Here is a 20,315-nt window from a genome sequence, read left to right as displayed (position 1 = left end):
ACCCGATAGGTGTCAAATGGCAGGCGCAAAAGAGATTCGCAGCAAGATTGCGAGCATCAAAAGCACGCAGAAGATCACCAGCGCCATGGAAAAGGTGGCGGTCAGCAAGATGCGCAAGGCACAGATGCGCATGGCTGCCAGCCGTCCCTATGCGGAGCGGATCCAGCAGGTTATTGGCCACCTGGCCAATACCAACCCTGAATACCGTCATCCGTTCATGGTTGAGCGCCCGGTCAAGCGTGTCGGCTACATCGTTGTGTCGTCCGATCGTGGCCTATGCGGCGGCTTGAACACTAACCTGTTCAAGGCGCTGATCAAGAACATGAAGGAATGGCACGACAGTAAAGTCGAAGCTGACCTGTGTGTGATCGGTAACAAGGGTGCGAGCTTCTTCCGCAGCTTTGGCGGCAACGTGGTCGCGGCAGTCAACGGACTTGGCGAAGAGCCGTCGATCAATGATCTGATCGGCAGCGTCAAAGTCATGTTGGATGCTTTCGATCAAGGCCGTCTGGACCGTCTCTACCTGGTGTCGAACAAGTTCATCAACACCATGACGCAGAAGCCGACCGTAGCTCAGTTGCTGCCGTTGGCCGCGAGCGACGATCAGACCGCGCCGAAAGGTAAGTGGGACTATCTGTACGAACCCGACGCTCGCGTGTTGTTGGACGCGCTGCTGGTTCGCTATGTCGAATCCCAGGTCTACCAGGCCGTGGTCGAAAACGGTGCCGCCGAACAGGCTGCCCGGATGATCGCCATGAAGAACGCAACCGACAACGCCGGTGAGCTGATCAGCGACCTGCAACTGGTCTACAACAAGGCCCGTCAGGCTGCGATCACGCAAGAAATTTCGGAAATCGTCGGCGGCGCTGCCGCGGTTTAAGAACGGTTCAAATATTCAGAGGAACCAAACATGAGTAGCGGACGTATCGTTCAAATCATCGGCGCCGTTATCGACGTGGAATTTCCGCGCGATCTGGTACCGAACATCTATGACGCGCTGAAAGTCACTGGCGCCGAAACCACCCTGGAAGTCCAGCAGCAGCTGGGCGACGGCATTGTCCGTACCATCGCCATGGGTTCGACTGAAGGCCTCAAGCGTGGCCTGGACGTCAGCAACACAGGCGCTGCCATCTCCGTACCGGTGGGCACAGCCACACTCGGCCGGATTATGGACGTGCTGGGCAACCCCATCGACGAAGCCGGTCCGATCGGTGAGGAAGAGCGCTGGGGTATCCATCGCGCGGCGCCGAGCTATGCCGAGCAGGCTGGCGGTAACGAGTTGCTGGAAACAGGCATCAAGGTTATCGACCTGGTTTGCCCGTTCGCCAAAGGCGGTAAGGTCGGTCTGTTCGGTGGTGCCGGTGTGGGCAAGACCGTAAACATGATGGAACTGATCCGTAATATCGCGATGGAGCACAGCGGTTACTCCGTGTTCGCCGGTGTGGGTGAACGTACTCGTGAAGGTAACGACTTCTATCACGAGATGAAGGACTCCAACGTTCTGGACAAGGTTGCACTGGTCTACGGCCAGATGAACGAGCCACCAGGAAACCGTCTGCGCGTGGCACTGACCGGCCTGACCATGGCCGAGAAGTTCCGTGACGAAGGTAAGGACGTTCTGCTGTTCGTCGACAACATCTATCGCTACACCCTGGCCGGTACCGAAGTGTCCGCGCTGCTGGGTCGTATGCCGTCCGCGGTGGGCTATCAGCCAACTTTGGCCGAGGAAATGGGCGTTCTGCAAGAGCGCATCACCTCTACCAAGAGCGGTTCTATCACGTCCGTTCAGGCCGTCTACGTACCTGCGGACGACCTGACCGACCCGTCCCCGGCGACCACCTTCGCCCACTTGGACGCCACCGTGGTTCTGTCGCGTGACATCGCCTCTCTGGGTATCTATCCGGCGGTAGATCCGCTCGACTCCACGTCGCGCCAGCTCGATGCCAACGTGATTGGCCAGGAGCACTACGACACCGCTCGCGGCGTCCAGTACGTGCTGCAGCGCTACAAGGAGCTGAAGGACATCATCGCGATTCTCGGTATGGACGAACTGTCCGAAGCCGACAAGCAGCTGGTATCCCGCGCTCGTAAGATCCAGCGCTTCCTGTCCCAGCCGTTCTTCGTTGCCGAAGTCTTCACCGGTTCGCCAGGCAAGTACGTTTCGCTGAAAGAAACCATCCGTGGCTTCGCCGGCATCCTCAACGGTGACTACGATCACCTGCCGGAGCAGGCGTTCTACATGGTTGGCGGTATCGACGAAGCCATCGAGAAAGCCAAGAAACTGTAACTGGCGCGCCCGCTTGCGGGCGCCAATAAGCTCTGCTCGCGGCGAAGGCTTCCAGCAGAGCTCATTACCGAGGCATAAGTATGGCTATGACAGTCCACTGTGACATCGTCAGCGCGGAAGAAGAGCTGTTCTCGGGGCTGGTAGAGATGGTCATCGCCCATGGTCACCTGGGTGACCTGGGCATTCTGCCGGGCCACGCTCCTTTGCTGACTGATCTCAAGCCCGGTCCGGTGCGTGTGATCAAGCAGGGCGGCGAAGAAGACATCTTCTACATTTCTGGCGGCTTCATTGAAGTCCAGCCGAATATGGTGAAGGTGCTTGCCGATACTGCGACTCGCGCCAAGGATCTGGACGAGGCGGCGGCGAAAGCTGCAGTTACAGCCGCTGAAAAAGCGTTGCACGAGAAGGGTGCCGAGTTTGACTACGGCTCCGCTGCTGCGCGTCTCGCCGAGGCTGCAGCCCAGCTGCGGACCATCGAAGCGATGCGTAAGAAGTACGGTCGCGGTTGATCCGGTAACGGCTTCATCGCGAACGAGTAAAAGGGTAGCCTTGGCTACCCTTTTTCTTTTTCTGCCACTTGGAAATAACCCAGCGTTGGCCTGCGGCTACGTTTGTTCAGGATCTGCCATGTCTCTCGATATCGTCATTCTCGCGGCTGGTCAGGGTACGCGCATGCGCTCGGCCCTACCGAAAGTTCTCCATCCCGTAGCTGGTCGTTCCATGCTTGGGCATGTCATCGATACCGCTCGCTCACTCGCGCCAAAGGCCATCCACGTGGTCATCGGCCACGGCGCCGAGCGGGTTCGCGAACAGCTGGCCGCGGATGATCTGAATTTTGTGGTGCAGGCTGAGCAGCTGGGAACAGGACATGCATTGGCGCAAGCGCTCCCGGCACTTTCGGCCGAACGTGTGCTGATCCTTTATGGTGATGTGCCGCTGATCGAGGCGGCGACGCTGGAACGTCTCCTGCAGCAGGTCACCCCACAACAGCTAGCACTTCTCACTGTCAACCTGGCCGATCCCAGCGGCTATGGACGGATCGTTCGCGATGGGCAAGGGGTGGTGCAGGCGATCATCGAACACAAGGATGCATCCGCTGCGCAGAGGCTCATCACTGAAGGCAATACCGGCATCTTGGCCGTGCCTGGTGAGCGGCTTGCCGACTGGCTGTGCCGGCTGTCGAACAGCAACGCCCAAGGTGAGTACTACCTGACCGATGTGATCGCCATGGCGGTCGCCGATGGGCTGGTGGTCGCCACCGAGCAGCCGCTGCATGCAATGGAAGTTCAGGGCGCCAATGACCGCATTCAACTGGCTGAGCTTGAGCGACATTATCAGCAGCGCGCCGCTCGCCATTTAATGGCACAGGGCGTGACTTTGAGAGATCCGGCGCGTTTTGATCTGCGCGGCGAGGTTACTGCGGGTCGCGATGTGCTTATTGATGTGAACGTGATTCTCGAAGGCAAGGTTGTGATCGAGGACGGTGTGGAGATCGGCCCGAATTGCGTGATCCGCAACAGCACGCTACGCCGCGGTTCGGTGGTCAAGGCCAACAGTCATCTTGAAGGCGCGGAATTGGGTGAAGGCGCTGATTGCGGGCCGTTTGCCCGTTTGCGTCCCGGCGCGGTGTTGGGCGCCAAAGCGCATGTTGGCAACTTCGTTGAGGTAAAGAACTCCAGCCTGGGTGAGGGCGCCAAGGCCGGGCACCTCGCCTATCTGGGCGATGCGGATATAGGTGCACGGACCAACATCGGGGCCGGCACCATCACCTGCAATTACGACGGTGCAAACAAGTTCCGCACAGTCATGGGCAAGGACGTCTTCATTGGCTCCAACAGTTCGTTGGTGGCTCCGGTGACCTTGGGCGATGGCGCAACCACCGGCGCGGGCTCGGTGATCACCGCTGACGTCCCGGCTGAAACTCTGGCCCTGGGACGAGCGCGACAAGCAGTGATCACAGGCTGGCGGCGGCCTCAGAAAGGCCAGAAGTAGCAGCGAAAGACGTCGTCGTGGGTCTGCGGCTCTGGCTCTCCTGTACCAGTGGCGTCAGAGCGTCGCGCTGGTGAGCTGCTCAATCACGACCCTTTACCGCGATTTGGACTCGAAGGATTGGGGAGTGGAGCTGTAAGCCAGGTGCTAAACAGTTGACCAGTCAATCCTTATGGTCTGGCGCGCTATTTACGCTTTTATGCGTCTCCTCAGTTGACCGTTGCGCAGATATAGGTTTTGATTCGCCAGCTCTTCTTTCGAACCGAAACTTAAATATGTCGAAACGCAACACCCCGCAGCGACGTCACGCGATACTTGCCCTGCTAAACGAGCAGGGCGAGGTCAGCGTCGACGAGCTGTCCAGGCGTTTCGAGACCTCTGAGGTGACCATCCGCAAGGACCTCGCCGCGCTGGAGAAAAACGGTCTGCTGTTGCGTCGCTACGGCGGTGCGGTGCCCCTGCCACAGGAGCTGATTGGTGATAATGCGCAGCCGGTATCGCTTTGCAAGCAAGCCATCGCCCGTGCCGCTGTGGCATGCATTCGTGAACATGCGCGAATCATCATCGACAGCGGCACCACCACCGCAGCCATGATCCCGCAGCTGGGCCACAAGCATGGTCTGTTGGTCATGACCAATTCGCTGAGTGTGGCCAATGCGTTGCGCGAGCTGGAACACGAGCCGACACTGTTGATGACAGGGGGTACCTGGGACCCGCATTCCGAGTCGTTCCAGGGACAGGTGGCCGAACAGGTGCTGCGTTCTTACGATTTCGATCAGCTGTTCATCGGTGCAGATGGTATCGATCTGCAGCGTGGCACCACCACCTTCAACGAGCTGCTCGGCTTGTCGCGGGTGATGGCCGAAGTCGCGCGAGAAGTCATCGTGCTGGCCGAGTCCGACAAGATCGGCCGACGTATTCCCAACCTGGAGTTGCCCTGGGGCGACATCCAGACCCTTATCACGGACGACCGCCTCACCTCCGAGGCGCGTTCAAGCATTCAGGCCCGCGGTATCAAGCTGATCTGCGCGCCCGTCGAAACCCATCAGGAGTCCTGACCATGTGTGGCATCGTTGGCGCCGTCGCTGAACGTAACATCACCGCAATCCTGCTCGAAGGGCTCAAGCGCCTGGAGTACCGGGGCTACGACAGCGCCGGTGTCGCCGTGCTGGATGCCAGCGGCAGCCTGCATCGCCTGCGCCGTTCCGGCAAGGTCGCCGAGCTGGAACAGGCGCAACAGGACGAGCAACTTACCGGTCGCCTTGGCATTGCGCACACCCGCTGGGCCACTCACGGAGCACCTTGCGAGCGCAACGCTCATCCACATTTTTCGGGCGACGACCTCGCCGTGGTGCACAACGGCATCATCGAAAATCATGAAGCGCTGCGCCAGCAGCTGAAAGGGATGGGTTATGTTTTCGTGTCCGATACCGACACCGAAGTCATCGTTCATCTGTTGCATCACAAACTCGGCGAGGTTGGCGACCTGACCGTCGCGCTCAAGTCAGCGGTAAAGGAGTTGCACGGAGCTTACGGCCTGGCGGTAGTCAGCGCGCAGCAGCCAGATCGTCTCCTCGCGGCTCGCAGCGGTAGCCCGTTGGTGATAGGCCTGGGCCTGGGTGAGAACTTCCTCGCCTCCGATCAGCTGGCACTGCGTCAGGTCACTGATCGCTTCATGTACCTGGAAGAAGGTGACATTGCCGAGATCCGCCGCGACAGCGTGAAGATCTGGAACGTCGATGGCGAGCCTGTCGAGCGCGAAAGCGTGCAATACCATGAAGGCGCCGAAGCAGCGGACAAGGGCGAATATCGCCATTTCATGCTCAAGGAAATTCATGAGCAGCCCAAGGTCGTGCAACGTACCCTCGAAGGCCGTCTTGGCGACCATCAGGTACTGGTGCAGGCGTTCGGCCCGCAGGCCGCCGAGCTGTTCGCCAAGGTGCGCAATGTGCAGATCGTCGCCTGTGGCACCAGCTATCATGCCGGGATGGTCGCCCGTTACTGGCTGGAAGAGCTGGCCGGCATTCCGTGTCAGGTAGAGGTGGCCAGCGAGTTTCGCTACCGCAAGGTGGTGGTGCAGCCGGATACGCTGTTCGTCACCATTTCTCAGTCTGGCGAAACGGCCGACTCTCTCGCCGCGCTGCGCAACGCCAAGGCGCGGACGGAAGGGGAAGGGCGATATCTTGCCAGCCTGGCTATTTGCAACGTCGGCATCAGCTCGTTGGTGCGTGAGTCCGATCTCACCCTGCTGACGCAGGCCGGGCCTGAAATCGGCGTGGCTTCGACCAAGGCCTTCACCACGCAACTGGTCGGCCTGTTGCTGCTGACCCTGTCACTGGGACAGGTACGCGGCACCTTGACGCCAGCCCTGGAAGCGGAGCTGATCGACGAACTACGTCGTCTGCCGACACGTCTCGGCGAGGCGCTGGCTATGGACACCACGGTAGAAAAGATTTCCGAACACTTCGCCGAGAAGCACCACACACTGTTCCTCGGCCGTGGCGCGCAATACCCGGTGGCTATGGAAGGGGCGCTGAAGCTAAAGGAAATTTCCTACATCCACGCCGAGGCTTATCCGGCCGGTGAGCTCAAGCATGGCCCGTTGGCGCTGGTCGACGCTGACATGCCGGTGGTCACGGTAGCACCGAACAACGAATTGCTGGAAAAGCTCAAATCCAACCTGCAGGAAGTACGCGCGCGTGGCGGTGAGCTGATCGTCTTCGCTGATCGTGAAGCAGGCATCGAGAACGGGGAGGGCACCTTTATCGTCAGCATGCCGCACATCCACGATGTGCTGGCGCCGATCCTCTACACGATTCCCCTGCAGCTGCTTTCCTATTACGTTGCCGTGCTGCGCGGTACCGACGTTGACCAACCACGTAACCTGGCTAAATCAGTCACCGTCGAATAGGACGTTCGATGTTCCTAAGCGCGCGTGGCTTCTCGGAATAAAGATTGACACAAAATAATAAAGTCTGACACAAGCTATTAAAGTCTGACACAATACGTAAACCCCTGTATCTACAGGGGTTTTCTGTTTATGGGCTAGGCCGTTTGTCAGGGGCCGCCGCCTTGATTTTTAGCAGGAGTAATCTGGAAGGCCCTTTAACATGGCTGCTTGGCAGCCTGTGTTTTCCTAGAACTATTTTCTTGCCGATAGAGGGGAGTGGTCCGGACGTACTGAGGAGGGAGTGTGCGAGGTCGTAGGTTTGCTTCATCTGAGGACATTGAGCGGCACATCGCCAATGGTTTTGGTGCAGGTGCCGGAGCTGACTACGTGCCTTGGCTGCGTGTTCAGGATGTCCCTTCAATGGGGCGTTCCTGGAAAATCCAGGGCGTTAAGATTGATCGAATTCATCACCTCCTATCCGATCTTGAACGAGCGTACTTTCTACTCTGTGAGTTTTCAGAGGATGTAGTCGACATCCGCGAGCAGTATCCCCTACTGCCGGTGGAAAGCACCCAGGCGATCGCCAGAGCTACCGGTGTTCGGTACCCAAGGTACAAATCCACCTCTGTCCCTCTGGTAATGACCACTGACTTCTTGCTGACTGTTAAGCAGCCAAACGGGGATCTCAAGTCGATTGCTAGGACGATCAAATATCAACAAGATCTTCAAGGCAAAGACTGTACTCGTACTTTGGAGAAATTAGCGGTCGAGAGACGATTCTGGATGAGTCAAGGAGTAGATTGGACCATCGTAACGGAGGAGCTATTTACGCCCGACTTGGTCCAGAATCTAGTATTCCTTCGCAAGCATGCAAAATTGCCTCGCGCCCTAATGGATGTCTCGTTGCAATCGGAATTTATCGAAATTCTTGAATCCATAAAGGTTTATCCTTGGTCGACCTCAGAGGTTTTGAGAAGAGTTGGCAATCGGTTATCTATACCGTATAGCGAGGCCCGCGACATTTTCTTTAATTTGATCTGGCGAAAAATTATTAGGCTTGTTGTGGTCAACGAAAACTGGACACTGGTTTAGGTTTATCCGGCCAGTGATTCGGTTTCCGCTGGCGTTCTGTATCCGTTGTAGCTGTGTGGTCGTTGATGGTTGTAGTAATTCGTCAGGTAGCGCAGCACATCAGCCTCAGCTTGCCCCTGGTTGGCATAGCCATGCTCCGGCATCCATTCCGTTTTCAGGCTTCTGAAAAAACGCTCCATCGGCGCGTTGTCCCAACAGTTGCCGCGGCGGCTCATGCTCTGCTTGATACGGTAGCGCCAGAGCATCTGGCGGAATTCAATGCTGGTGTAGTGGCAACCCTGGTCAGAGTGAAACATCAGCTGTTCCGGGCAACCTCGGGACTCGTAGGCCACGCGTAACGCGCGTGTCGTGAGCTGCGAGTCAGGTCGATTGGACAGTGCCCAACCGACGATGCGGCGCGCATACAAATCCATGACTGCTGCCAGGTAGATCCAGCGATTACCCACCCAGATGTATGTCACATCACCGCACCACACTTGGTTGGGGCCGCTCACTGTGAATTGCCGATCCAGTGTGTTGGCCGCAATGGCGCTTTCACCATCAGCCTTGCGGTAGCGATGCTTACGACATTGCGAGCTGAATAGCCTGGCTTCTTTCATCAGGCGTCCAGCCAGAAAGCGACCAACCTGCACACCCTGTATTCGCAGCGCTGCCGATAATGTTCTGGCTCCTGCGGAGCCACGACTTTGTGCATGAAGCTCGGCAGCTAGCTGACGCAAGGCAATTCGCCTGTGATCAACTCGGCGACGGCGTTTGCATGCTTCGTAAACGCTACTGCGCTGCACATCAAACACTCGGCACAGTTCGGCTCGTGGATACCGCTCACCCAATGCCTCAATCAGCGCTACTGATCGAGGGAGTCCGACATCAAGAGAGCGGTAGCCTTTTTTAGGATCTCTTTCTCCCGCTCCAGGCGCCGAACCTGGGCTTCCAGTTCCTGCATGCGCCTTTGTTCAGGAGTCAGGGCTTTGCTGCGTGGCGGTGTCGTGCCGCCACGCTCGCTGCGCAGTTGTTCTACCCAACGACGCAATGCAGTCGGGCCTACACCTATCGATTTGCAGGCTTCAGGAATGGTGTACCCCTGATCCAAAACCAGGCCGGCTGCTTCGAGCTTGAAATCTGTACTGAATGATCTTCTGGTCACGCAAACACCTCATGGCTGGGCGAAGCTTAACGCCCTATCGGGGTGTCCAGAATCATTGAGCCACAACACACTGCGGGTTCTGGGTGGCGGATGAGGATGAGATGCGCGTCCTTCGCAGGCAAAACCATGAGAGAACCCAACATCGAAGAAATTGATCCCTTGGAGGAATAGATACCCAAACTCGCTGCAGGCGCCACTAAGGTTGGGGCTGGAAGCATCCTTCATGTCAGGCCTCCATCCAGCAGCAAGGACCAATACACATGGCACGCGCCTGATGACAACGCTGACGCGGTCGCACCCGATAGCAGCTGCTCTACAGACCTCATCCGTAGCAGCCTTATGTGGTCCAATCGACCTTTGTTGAATCAAGCGGCTCGATCTTCGGATAATCGAACAGTCGCTCTGCGTAGGATCTAGCGTTTCCAGCTCGACCCCGAATTTGTGGAAGGGCCGCACCTACGAGCATGACTGGCAAAGCCAGTTGCGACACTCGGTGTAGCGCCGAGATCAACGCACCCAACTGGGTCTGTTCGATGTACTGCATGTCGTCCACAAAAATGATCAACGCTGTATCCGCAGCTTTGGCTGCTGCTCCTATCTGAATAAACAGTGCCGTCAGATCACCATCGAGATCACCATTGTCAGCCAGTCCGGCTTCAGGCTCGTAGTTCACTTCGATCTCAATGTCGGAAAACTTAGCCTTCAGACCCTTGGCAAAGCTAGACAGCGCTCGTAGAGCTCGACCAGCGGACGCCTTTGCTGCATCCACCGCGCTCATACGTAGCAAGGCGAGATGTAAGGCCGGGATAAGTATCGATGGCAGCGAGCGTGACTCCGCCGCATCTACTCGCACACAGTGGGCATGGGATTGATCCGTCTCGTGAAAAAACATGTTGAGCAGCGATGTTTTGCCGACACCATGTTGGCCGATGATGATCAAGCCTTTAGCAGGCCGTCCGGTGCGAAGGCGCTCAATCGCAGAGTGAACACGCTTGCGTAGGTCATTACGGCAAGAGAGTCCTGGTGCCTGTACCTGGTTTCTCATTGATAAAGCCCACTATGTTGGCTTCGCCCTAAGCTCGGCACGGCACCTGTTCGGGTGATACCGCAACAATTAGCTCGCCTTACTACGAGTCTTCTCGATCTGGGATGTAGCGTGCTCGAGCTTCTCTGGGAAATCATGCTCCCCTCAGCCATGATGTCCAGCGGTTTCATCCGCTGAAGATCTTGTGAATTTTATTATCGAGGCCGTAGCGATTTCTGATGCTGTCGAAACCTATGCACAGCGCGGGCAGGATGCTCAGCACGAGAACCTAGGCCAACGGCCCATCCCGAGCCGCATGGAACCTGAGACTAACGGGCATGAGCGAGCCCTCTAGAAATTAGTGAAATTGATACTAGTCTTTAAACATCAGATTCGTGCCTCGGGGGCTATTACATGAAAAAACTCAGCATCGAAGAGATTGACCCTCTCGAAGGACTGATACCCCAGCTCGCAGCAGACGCCACTCATGCTGCGTACCTGCGTGCGGTTGCGGCGGGCTATACGCTGGTTGTGGCGAGGGGTGGCTCGCTCGTTCGAATTGATCCGGACGGCTCGGAGACACCGCTTCGCGCCTTACGCGGCAAGCACAACGTTAAAGTTGGAGACGTCTTTCCTCTAAGGTCGCTACCTCTCAGCTAGGCTCTTCGGAGCTTGAGTTACCGGAAGAATTTGCTATACGACAGTCAGAATAACTTGGTTCGGGCTGTTCACTGTGAGCTGCCGATCCTGTGTATTCGCCGCAATAGCGCTACACCATCGGCTTGCGATAGCGAGTTTGCAATACTGCGAGCTGAACAGCCGAGCCTCTCTCACCAAGCGCCCAGCCAGAAAGCGACCAACCTGCACTCCCTGCTTCGCAGCGCTGCCGATAATGCCTGGCTCCTGCGGAACCGCGACTTTTACATGAAGCGGGGTAGCAAGCTGACGCAGGGCGAGTCGCCTGTGATCAACTCGGCGACGGCGTTTACAGGCCTCGTAAACGCTGATGCGCTGCAAATCAAACACGCGGAACAATTCGGCTCGTGGATACTGCTCGCCCAATGCCTTGATCAGCGCTACTGATTGAGAGAGTCCGACATCAAGAGAGCGGTAGCCTTTTTAGAATCTCTTTCTCCCGCTCCAGGCGCCGAACTTGAGCTTCCAGTTCCTGTATACGCGTTTGCTTTAGGAATCAGGGCTTTGCTCCGTGGTGTATCGTGCCGCCACGCTGTCCCGTTCAACGGGCAGTTCCGGGTCGGTAGCGGCCGGAACCAGCCCAGGCTGTGAAAAAAATCGAGCACTGGGCTTTGATCGTTTGGCGATCAATTTCGGCGTCTCCTAACTAATTCTTAGCACTCCACTCGGCCAGTACTCATGCCGCCGGGCAGGCGGTATTCTGGGCAGAGCAGAATGTTTGGAGCATGGGGATATCTCGCCGATTGGGGTGAATGGTGGTTGTGGGGTAGGTTGCTATCGAAGCGGCTCGCAAAGGGCTCTGGACATGACGACAGAGGGAGTCGAAGAGTGTGGGTGGTTAACGATTATCCCGACACCAGTAATGATGGTCTGGTGTATGGCCATGTCGTTGAGATATCTGGTGACGCTCCACCGGATTTGGGCGAGCGGCTAGGTGGAACGTCGCTGAACATAGGGCCTATCGACGCCGACGAAGAATAACGCTCATTGGGGCGGGGCATCTGTCTCGTAATGTTGAGAGACATAATTTATCTAGGAGAACAAGAAAGGGATCGACAGATGCCTGTATTTATCAGTTATTCCCACGCTGACAAACAGAAGATTGACCTTATTGCTGGCATGCTTGTGAGAAAAAGAGCAAGTGTTTGAGTTGAACGCTGGGAGTTAAAGCCTGGTGATTCAATACTTAATCGAGTGCAAGAGGCAGTCGAGGGCTCTAGCGCAATGCTCGTGATGCTCTCGCCGGCCTCCGTTGAGTCTGAGTGGTGTAAGAAGGAACTGACTGCGGGGCTTATGCGTGAACTTGATGAAAAGAGAGTGGTTGTAGTCCCGGTTCTGTTAGAGGATTGCAAGATACCTATGTACTTGCGGGATAAAATGTACGCCGATTTCCGGACTGACTTTGATGAGGGTATGCATTCTCTGATTGAGGCCGTCGCCGGTCATACAAACCCCAATCAATCTCGCATTGAAGATGTGGATGGTTTTCTAGACCAGGCAACCGATTGGGGCGAGATCGGTGACAAAATATTCATTAATTACACAATAGTGCAGGCTTCGTCGCCCTACGTCCGAAACGCGTGGTGGTTTCGCTTGCCGCTGAGAGGCGGCGCTTACTAGGTGCCTTGCTCTACAGTGACTGTCCCATCTTCCTTGATACCAATATCTTGCTTTGGAGTTTCGGGCTAAATGAGGCCACCTCTGAGGTCTGGCAAAAATGGCTGCGAACGTTGGATGAGCGCCTTGTCATTCCAGCGGACAGTGTGGCGGGCATTCGAACATGACTAGAACTATACGTATTGATGTAAAGGAGGACACGTATTCGCACTGGCGAAGGTCTTGCAGCAGCATCCCTGGCGCAGGCACAGCGTAAGTAACCAGCTTTAAATCTGCTCGAGCGTTTCCCTGCCATCATAGCGGCTGTTCTCTCCCACGACTTCGAAGCAAGCATAATGGGCATTTGCTATCGGTAGTTACCCGCTTTCTTGAAGCCAGCGGCGATCGCATCTGATTCTGTTTCGAATGAAACACGATTCTTGGACGAAACCTGGTTGTAACCCGCGGGACAAGAAATCGATCATTGGATACAGGTGCGATTTCGCCCTTCGTTTTTGGCTCGGTACAGCTGCTCGTCCGCCCATTTCAGGTGTTGTTCAAGGCTGGCCGTCGAGCTGGGTAAGCGAACTGCCGCACCGATGGACAAGGTTACGATCTTGGCTGCGTCGGAGGCGTGATGTTCGATACTGAGCTGTGCTATCGCTGCGTGCAGCTTTTGGGCCACCTTCAAAGCCCCGGCTTCATCGGTATCCGGTAACAACACGGCGAACTCTTCGCCACCGAAGCGGCAGGCCTGGTCATGGGGGCGACACACTGCCGCTTTGATGGCCTGTGCTACATCACGCAGGCACTGATCGCCTTGTTGATGACCGTAGAGGTCGTTGTACTTCTTGAAGTAGTCGATATCGATCATCAGCAGTGATAGCGGGCGCTGCTCACGTCTGGCGTGGGCGCGTGCGGCTTCGAAGCGCTCGTCGAAACCGCGGCGGTTGGTAATACCGGTCAGCCCGTCGACCATGGCCATTTCACGCAGCAAGTCGCTCTGCAGCTTCAGCTTGAGGTGATTCATCACTCGGGCGCGCACAACCACTGAATTGAAAGGCTTGCGAATGTAATCCACTGCGCCCAGTTCGAAGCCGATAGCTTCGTCATCCACGTGGTCCTTGCCGGTGACGAAAATTACCGGGGTATCTTTTGTTTCAGGCGCCGCTTTCAGGCGGCGGCAGACTTCGTGGCCATCCATGTCCGCCATGATCACATCGAGCAGAATAAGATCCGGGGCGAGGTCGCGGCTCAGCTGCAGCGCCTGCTCGCCACTGGTGGCCATGTAGACCTCGCAGTCGCTGCGAAAGAGTTCGCGCAGCACGCGGATGTTCAGTGGTTGGTCGTCAACGATCAGCAGCTTCGGATGAGCTTTCAGAAAATGTTGCATGTGCTCCAATTCAGTCCCCTTTTACAGCGTGCTGTAGTGCATGAAGCAGATGCTGTGCGCGTTGGAAGTCCAGCGCATTGACTGCCTGATGGATCGCGTCGAAGTCGCTGCGCAGCTCATCCGGTAGCTGCGTGATCAGGGTCTGCACCGATTCGAGAGCGCTCAGGTTGCCCTCGTGAAGTTGCACGTTAAGAGTTTGGAAGGTCTTCGTCCACTGTATGGAAGGGGGGGCTGTGATCGTTGTCTGTTTGTTGTCGGCACTCGAGGGCGCAAACATCGCTTGCAGGCGCTCGCAACTGTCAATGAGTTGCTGGCGCACGGCATCCAGCCAGCTACTATCTTCGAGCAGCGGGCCAGCCTCTTCGCTCATCTGTTTCTCCAGTTCGGCAAGGCGCAACGAGACCTGGCGAGCGCCAATGGTGCCGGCACTGCCCTTGAGAGTGTGCAGAATTCTGAGCATGGCTTGGCTATCACCTCGCTGCAGGTGCACTCGCAACTGTTCCAGTTGCAAGTGCAGGTCGGCTGGGGAGGCCTGCAGAATCGAGCGCAGTAGCGTCAAGTTGCCGCCGAAGCGTTTGAGGATGGCAGTCTGATCTTCGAGGCGCTCATCCTGATTCGTGCTGGCGCGCTGTGCAGTAGCCAGGCCGCACCATTGGCGCAGCACCGCGACAAGCTTTTCGAGGTCGATAGGTTTGCCGACATGCTCGCTCATTCCGGCGGCCAGGCACAGATCGCGGTCGGTGTGGGAGGCGTTGGCGGTCATGGCAATGATCGGTAGTTTCTGGTGTGCCGGGCTTTGGCGAATGCGCCGTGTGGCTTCCAGGCCGTCGATATCCGGCATCTGGATATCCATCAGGATGGCGTCGAAGGGGGGCAGCGTGGCCAGCGCCAGTTTTACGCCTTCCAGCCCGCCCTCAGCCAGGCTGACCTCGGCACCTTCCCCGGCCAGCAGTTCGCGGGCGACCTGACGGTTGAGAGCGTTGTCCTCGACTACCAACAGGCGTAGCCCCTGCAGTCGTTGTCCCAGCTGGTAGCCTGGCACTGGTACTGGTGCTTCGCCGCTGTCGCCATGATGCGCCTTGCGGATGCAGGCAACCAGTTGGCGTGGTGTGACTGGCTTAGTGAGGAAACCCGCGAAGGGGGCGTCGGCTTCGCTATCGCGATCGGCCAATACTTCGCGGCCGTGGGCGGTGATCATGACGACTGTCGGCGCAGTGCGGCCCTGCGTGGCACTCTCTTTTATTCGTTGCGCCACCTCCAGCCCGTCCATCCCGGGCATGCGCCAATCAAGCAGTACGATGTCGTAGGGTTGTTGTGCCTGGCGCACGTGCAGCAGCGCGCCCTCGCCACTGTCTGCCGTTTCGGCATGCCAGCCAAGGTCGAGGAGGGTCTGCTGTAACAGCTGTCGTGCGACCGGATTGTCATCGACTACCAGCAGGCGCAGGTGCCGCGGCTCGTTGTCGACAGGTATCAGCGCGGCGGTACCATCGTCCGTTACCAGTTCGATCTCGAACCAGAAGCGGCTACCCGCGCCGATCTCGCTCTCCACATGCAGCGTGCCACCCATCGACTCCACGAGGCGCTTGCAGATCACCAAGCCCAGTCCGGTGCCGCCGTAGCGACGGGTCGTGGAGGCTTCCGCCTGGGTGAAACCGTCGAAGATACGCTGCAACTGTTGCTCGCTGATCCCTATGCCGGTATCGCTTACGGCAATACGCAGTCTGACGTGTTCGCCTGTGCGTTGCAGTTGACGCAGGCTGACCACCACCTGGCCGCTGTGGGTGAACTTCAGGGCATTGCCCGCCAGGTTGATCAGTACCTGTTGCAGGCGCAGACTGTCGCCGTGCAGCGAGGCGGGCAGGGCGGTGTCGACGTCGAACATGACCTCGATGTCCTTGTCGCCCTGGTTGCCGGCCAGCACCACGGCGAGGCTGCGCAGCAAGGGCTCAAGCTCGAAGTCGTGAAGGTCCAGTTGCAGTTTGCCGGCTTCGATCTTCGAGTAGTCGAGAATGTCGTTCAGCAGGCCGAGCAGGGAGTGCGCGGCGCCTTGCGCCTTTTGAATGTAGTCGAGCTGCCGGGCGCTAAGCTCCGTGCCTTGTACCAGTTGCAGCATGCCCAGCACCGCATTCATCGGGGTGCGAATCTCATGGCTCATGTTGGCCAGGAAAGCGCTCTTGGCCGTGCTGGCGGCATCGGCCTGCTCCTTGGCATGGCGCAGGCTGGTTTCGAGCTGCAGTTGCGCGGTGATGTCACGGTTGATCCCGGTGATCTTGATGGGGTTGCCCTGCTGATCGCGCTCGACGTAGGCACCAGGCTGGATGTGCAGCACCTGCCCGTCGGGCCTAACGATGCGGAATACCTGGTCGAAGCTGGCCTTGCCAACCATGAAGTCGCGCAGATTCGCTTCGGTGGCTGGCAAGTCGTCGGGGTGTAAGCGAACCCGCCAGCTGCGGTAATCGATGCTCTGCTCACCCATCTCGGGCGGATAGCCGTAGAGCTCGAACATCCGTTCGTTCCACTGCAAGCGATTATCCGTGGGGCTCCAGGACCAGATGCCGAGCTCCGCGACCCTGGCAGCCAGCGCTGCCTGGTCACGGGCTGCCAGCGCTTCGCGGCGCAGCCGTACTTCTTGGGACAGGTCCAGGGCAATGCCCAGATAGCCGATGACAGCCCCTTCCATATCGCGCATCGCCGTGACCAGCAGCGTTACCGAGAGGTGCGAGCCGTCCTTGCGCACGTAGGTCCATTCACGGCTTTCAGCGCCTTCGAGCTCTGATTTGTGGACGAATACTCGAAAGCCTGTGATGGGCTGGCCGTATTCCTGGCTGAGCTCCTCGCTACGGGCTTGAACCTCTTCGGGGAGGTGGATGAGCGCTGGTGTTTGCACGCCGAGCATCTCTTCGGCGCCATAACCCAGCAGGCGTTCGGCACCTCGGTTGAACACCCGGATCATGCCGTCGAGGTCGGTGGCGATGATCGAAACTTCGGATGCGGACTGCAGCACGTTGTTAAGCAGTACGTTGAGCTCGCGCAGTTCCAGCGTGCGCTCGCTGACTTGCTCTTCGAGGCTGGCATTGAGTTCCAGAATGCGGGCTTCGGCTGCCTTCTGCGCGGAAATATCGCGCACGGTTTTCGACAGGCCGATCAGGGCACCGGCATCGTCGAGCAGTGGCGATACCGAGATGGAGACGTGAACTAAATGGCCATCCTTGCGGCGACGCAGAGTGTCGAAGTTCTCCACCGTCTCGTGCGTGGCGATACGCTGCAAGGCCGTGTGTTCTTCGTGAGCCAGGTGTTCGGGGATGGTCTGGTTGAACAGCGTGTGGCCGATGGTTTCGGTCGCGTTGTAGCCGAAGATACACTCGGCACCTCGGTTCCAGCTCAGCACTCTACCCTCGAGGTCTTGCCCGATTATACCGTCGCTCGAGCTTTCCACGATGGCGGCCGAACGGGCTTGCTCGACCACGATCTGGCGATGGCGCTGGCGGTTGATCAGGATTACTGCCGTCAGCGCGGCCAGCAACAGGCTGAGCAGCGTACCGACCAATGCAGTCAGGCGTGGCGAGAGCAGGTTCAACTGGTTGACGAATGCCTGCTGGGCATGCAACTCGACTTGCCAGGTTCGCCCGTATACGTGCCGTGACAGTGCATATTGCAAAAGATCTGGATTGGTGGCCGAATCGGTGTGCTGGCCCATGAAAACCACTGGCTCGTGGGCATCGGTGATGTCGGAAAGTTGCAGGTGCAGGCCTTCCCGGTCGAGCTTCAAGCCTTTCAGCACTTCTTCCGTGAGCAGGGGGGCGTAGCTCCAGCCTATGGCCTGCGCCATGCGCGCCTCTGGGGAGTCTGGGGTGACCGCGCCATGGTAGATAGGCAACAGGATCAGAAACGACTGTAGCGGGCTGCCAGTGGCCTGAACCAGAGTTATCGGGCCAGTGATACGCACCTCACCGCTGGTCATGGCCGCAATGGCCGCGCTACGCCGGTTATATTCCGAGGCGATGTCCAGGCCTACGGCCTGGCGGTTACTCTCCACAGGCTCGATGTACTGGATGACAAAACGCTCGCCGTCGTGCGGCGCCAACTGGCGAATCTGGAAGTCCGGCATGCCATCGGCACGAGCAAGAGCGAGAAAGCTGTCCTGCCGATTGGCCGGCACCCTGCGAATGAAGCCGAAGCCGCGTGCGCCGGGGAATTCCTGGGTGACGTCGCGTGTCTTGCTGTAGTTGAGAAAGCCCTCGCGGGAGATGGCGTTCTCCCCGCTGGCCAGCACGGCGCCACGTGCGCCACGTAAACCGTATTGGTACATTTCGATGCGTTTGACGACGGCGTCCGCCGCACGCTCAGTCGCGTTGGCTAATGCGCTTTGCACCCGCTCTTGATTACTGTGGTGCTGCACACCGGTTATCAGGGCCGTTGCGGCCATGCTGGCGATGAAGGTGAGCAGAACGATCAATTGCACCGTGGTTGCTTCCTTTGTTTTATTGGTGTTCTGTGATGGTCAGGCCCATGCCGGCGCACAGTTGTTTGAAGGGCATAGGGTGACAATAGTGGAAGCCTTGCATCAACTCGCAGCCCAGGTTGAGCAGGCCGTTTGACTGTTCCTGGCTTTCTACCCCTTCGGCCACTAGCTCCAGCCCCAATGCCTGGCCCATGCGCACAATGGCTTCGATGATCGCTGCATCGCTAGGGTCGCTCAGCATGTCCCGTACAAAGCTCTGATCGATCTTCAGTATGTCAATCGGCAGTGTCTTGAGATAAGAGAGGCTCGAATAACCAGTACCGAAATCATCAATGGCGATGCGTACCCCCATCTGTTTGAGCGATTCGAGCAGGCAACGTGCCTGATCAACGTCGCGTGCCAGTACGCCTTCGGTTATCTCCAGTTCGAGCAGGTCGGCGGGCAGGCCCGTTTCGCGCAGTGCCTCCTTGACCATATCCAGAAAGGATTCCTCGCGAAATTGCACCACCGAGATATTCACCCCTACGCACAGGCGCTTGCCCATGTCGAACAGGGCCTTGGCATCGCGGCAGGCCTTGTGCAGAACCTGCTTACCAATCGGCACGATCAGGCCGGTTTCTTCGGCCAACGGAATGAAGTCAGCCGGGCTGACCAGCTCGCCATCGGCGCGGCGCCAGCGGATCAAGGCTTCCATGCCAAAGGCTTGTGCTTGGCGAACATCAACGCGCAATTGGTAGAACACCTCGAAAACGCTGGCCTCCAAGGCGCTGCGCATATGACTTTCCAGCATATGCCGGGCGTTTGCATCGCTTTCGAGGTTTTGGGAGAAGGAGCGGTAGCGATTGCGGCCGTCCTGCTTGGCCTTGTGCATGGCCGCGTCGACCTGGCGATAGAGGGTTTCGATATCTTCGCCGTCGTCGGGGAACACGCTGACGCCAATGCAGGCGGTAAGGTCGTAGCGATTTCCTGCAACGGTCATGGGGCGCGAGATGATTTCCAGCAGCCTTTGCGCAAAATCGCTGATGGCTTCGAAGTGCTGGATGTCGGTCATCAGGATCACGAACTCATCGCCGCCCTGACGGCTGACGGTATCGCCATTGTTTGCGCCTTCGCTCAGACGCCGGCTTACTTCCTGGAGGATCAGATCGCCTGTTGAGTGTCCCTGCGAATCATTGATCCCCTTGAAGTTATCCAAGTCCAGCAGCAATAGGGCAAGGCGGGAGCCTTCGCGACGCGCTTTCTGCAACATCTGTTCGGCTCGGTCGCGCAGCAGCATACGGTTGGGCAGGCCGGTCAGCGCATCGAAATAGGCCAGGCGCTTGGCTTCGGCACGAAGATTTAGGTGTGCACGCACATGGGCACGAGTCACCGGAATGCTCAGGGGTTTCTGGAGGAAATTGATGCCGCCGTGCTCCAGAGCCTGTATCTCATTTTCTGGATGTGTGTGGGCAGTCACAAACAGGATCGCCGTATCGCACAGCTTGGCGTCGGCCTTGATCCGGCGGCACAGTTCGAACCCGCCCATGCCGGGCATTTCGATATCAAGCAATATCATGTCGGGTCTGCAGAAGCGCGCGCGCTCCAAAGCCATCTTGCCGTCGCAGGCGATGTAAACCTGCGCCAGATCGCCTACGGCTTCTTGCAGAATCATCACGTCCGCGGGGTGGTCATCGACGATCAGGACCACGGGTGTGGGATCGAATAGGTTTTCAGGCATTTCTACCTCGGACATCTTATTTCCT

12 protein-coding genes and 1 pseudogene are annotated in these 20,315 nt (G+C 57.8%); 8 read left to right on the top strand and 5 right to left on the bottom strand.

Annotated features, from left to right (window positions below; genetic code table 11):
- Positions 1 to 16: 16 nt before the first annotated feature.
- From atpG to AAGW23_RS03220, 7 genes are all read left to right on the top strand, one after another.
- Positions 17 to 880 carry a F0F1 ATP synthase subunit gamma gene (atpG, locus tag AAGW23_RS03250; RefSeq protein ID WP_319300416.1) on the top strand — a complete coding sequence of 288 codons (864 nt, stop codon included), beginning with the start codon at positions 17 to 19 and terminating at the stop codon, positions 878 to 880.
- A 30-nt stretch (positions 881 to 910) separates the two neighbouring features.
- Positions 911 to 2,287, top strand: coding sequence for a F0F1 ATP synthase subunit beta (atpD, locus tag AAGW23_RS03245; protein ID WP_102837646.1), 1,377 nt, complete (start codon positions 911 to 913; stop codon positions 2,285 to 2,287).
- A gap of 80 nt (positions 2,288 to 2,367) precedes the next feature.
- Complete coding sequence (locus tag AAGW23_RS03240) at positions 2,368 to 2,796, top strand: F0F1 ATP synthase subunit epsilon (protein ID WP_046163281.1); 429 nt, start codon at positions 2,368 to 2,370, stop codon at positions 2,794 to 2,796.
- Between the two features lie 118 nt (positions 2,797 to 2,914).
- On the top strand, positions 2,915 to 4,279 hold the full coding sequence (gene glmU / locus AAGW23_RS03235) for a bifunctional UDP-N-acetylglucosamine diphosphorylase/glucosamine-1-phosphate N-acetyltransferase GlmU (protein ID WP_342404912.1): 1,365 nt from the start codon (positions 2,915 to 2,917) through the stop codon (positions 4,277 to 4,279).
- Positions 4,280 to 4,551: 272 nt separating this feature from the next.
- Positions 4,552 to 5,334 carry a DeoR/GlpR family DNA-binding transcription regulator gene (locus AAGW23_RS03230; RefSeq protein ID WP_200640205.1) on the top strand — a complete coding sequence of 261 codons (783 nt, stop codon included), beginning with the start codon at positions 4,552 to 4,554 and terminating at the stop codon, positions 5,332 to 5,334.
- Positions 5,335 to 5,336: 2 nt separating this feature from the next.
- A complete protein-coding gene (gene glmS / locus AAGW23_RS03225) occupies positions 5,337 to 7,187 on the top strand; it encodes a glutamine--fructose-6-phosphate transaminase (isomerizing) (protein ID WP_200640203.1) in 1,851 nt (616 codons plus the stop codon).
- 282 nt (positions 7,188 to 7,469) lie between these two features.
- Complete coding sequence (locus AAGW23_RS03220) at positions 7,470 to 8,258, top strand: TnsA endonuclease N-terminal domain-containing protein (RefSeq protein WP_342404911.1); 789 nt, start codon at positions 7,470 to 7,472, stop codon at positions 8,256 to 8,258.
- 2 nt (positions 8,259 to 8,260) lie between these two features.
- Here AAGW23_RS03220 and AAGW23_RS03215 read toward each other — a convergent pair.
- Together AAGW23_RS03215 and AAGW23_RS03210 are read right to left on the bottom strand one after the other, a co-directional pair.
- A protein-coding gene (locus AAGW23_RS03215) for an IS3 family transposase (RefSeq protein ID WP_342404910.1) occupies positions 8,261 to 9,402 on the bottom strand; the annotation gives its coding sequence in 2 pieces (ribosomal slippage) (positions 8,261 to 9,150 and positions 9,150 to 9,402; 1,143 coding nt in all).
- Positions 9,403 to 9,739: 337 nt separating this feature from the next.
- Entirely contained in the window at positions 9,740 to 10,447 is a 708-nt protein-coding gene (locus AAGW23_RS03210; RefSeq protein WP_342404909.1) for an ATP-binding protein, read from the bottom strand.
- A gap of 1,839 nt (positions 10,448 to 12,286) precedes the next feature.
- Here AAGW23_RS03210 and AAGW23_RS03200 point away from each other — a divergent pair.
- Positions 12,287 to 12,742: pseudogene (locus AAGW23_RS03200) on the top strand (toll/interleukin-1 receptor domain-containing protein); the annotation flags it as partial.
- 457 nt (positions 12,743 to 13,199) lie between these two features.
- Here AAGW23_RS03200 and AAGW23_RS03190 read toward each other — a convergent pair.
- The 3 genes from AAGW23_RS03190 to AAGW23_RS03180 are packed head-to-tail and all read right to left on the bottom strand — an operon-like array spanning position 13,200 to position 20,305.
- Entirely contained in the window at positions 13,200 to 14,111 is a 912-nt protein-coding gene (locus AAGW23_RS03190) for a diguanylate cyclase (RefSeq protein ID WP_342404908.1), read from the bottom strand.
- Positions 14,112 to 14,121: 10 nt separating this feature from the next.
- Positions 14,122 to 18,573 carry a CHASE domain-containing protein gene (locus AAGW23_RS03185; RefSeq protein WP_342404907.1) on the bottom strand — a complete coding sequence of 1,484 codons (4,452 nt, stop codon included), beginning with the start codon at positions 18,571 to 18,573 and terminating at the stop codon, positions 14,122 to 14,124.
- Between the two features lie 19 nt (positions 18,574 to 18,592).
- Positions 18,593 to 20,305 carry a GGDEF/EAL domain-containing response regulator gene (locus tag AAGW23_RS03180; RefSeq protein ID WP_342404906.1) on the bottom strand — a complete coding sequence of 571 codons (1,713 nt, stop codon included), beginning with the start codon at positions 20,303 to 20,305 and terminating at the stop codon, positions 18,593 to 18,595.
- Positions 20,306 to 20,315 lie beyond the last annotated feature (10 nt).

This window comes from Stutzerimonas chloritidismutans (assembly GCF_038562055.1).
GTDB lineage: Bacteria > Pseudomonadota > Gammaproteobacteria > Pseudomonadales > Pseudomonadaceae > Stutzerimonas > Stutzerimonas chloritidismutans_A.
The sequence above is the reverse complement of the archived record's forward strand: the minus strand, read 5'-3'. Positions and strand labels throughout refer to the sequence as shown.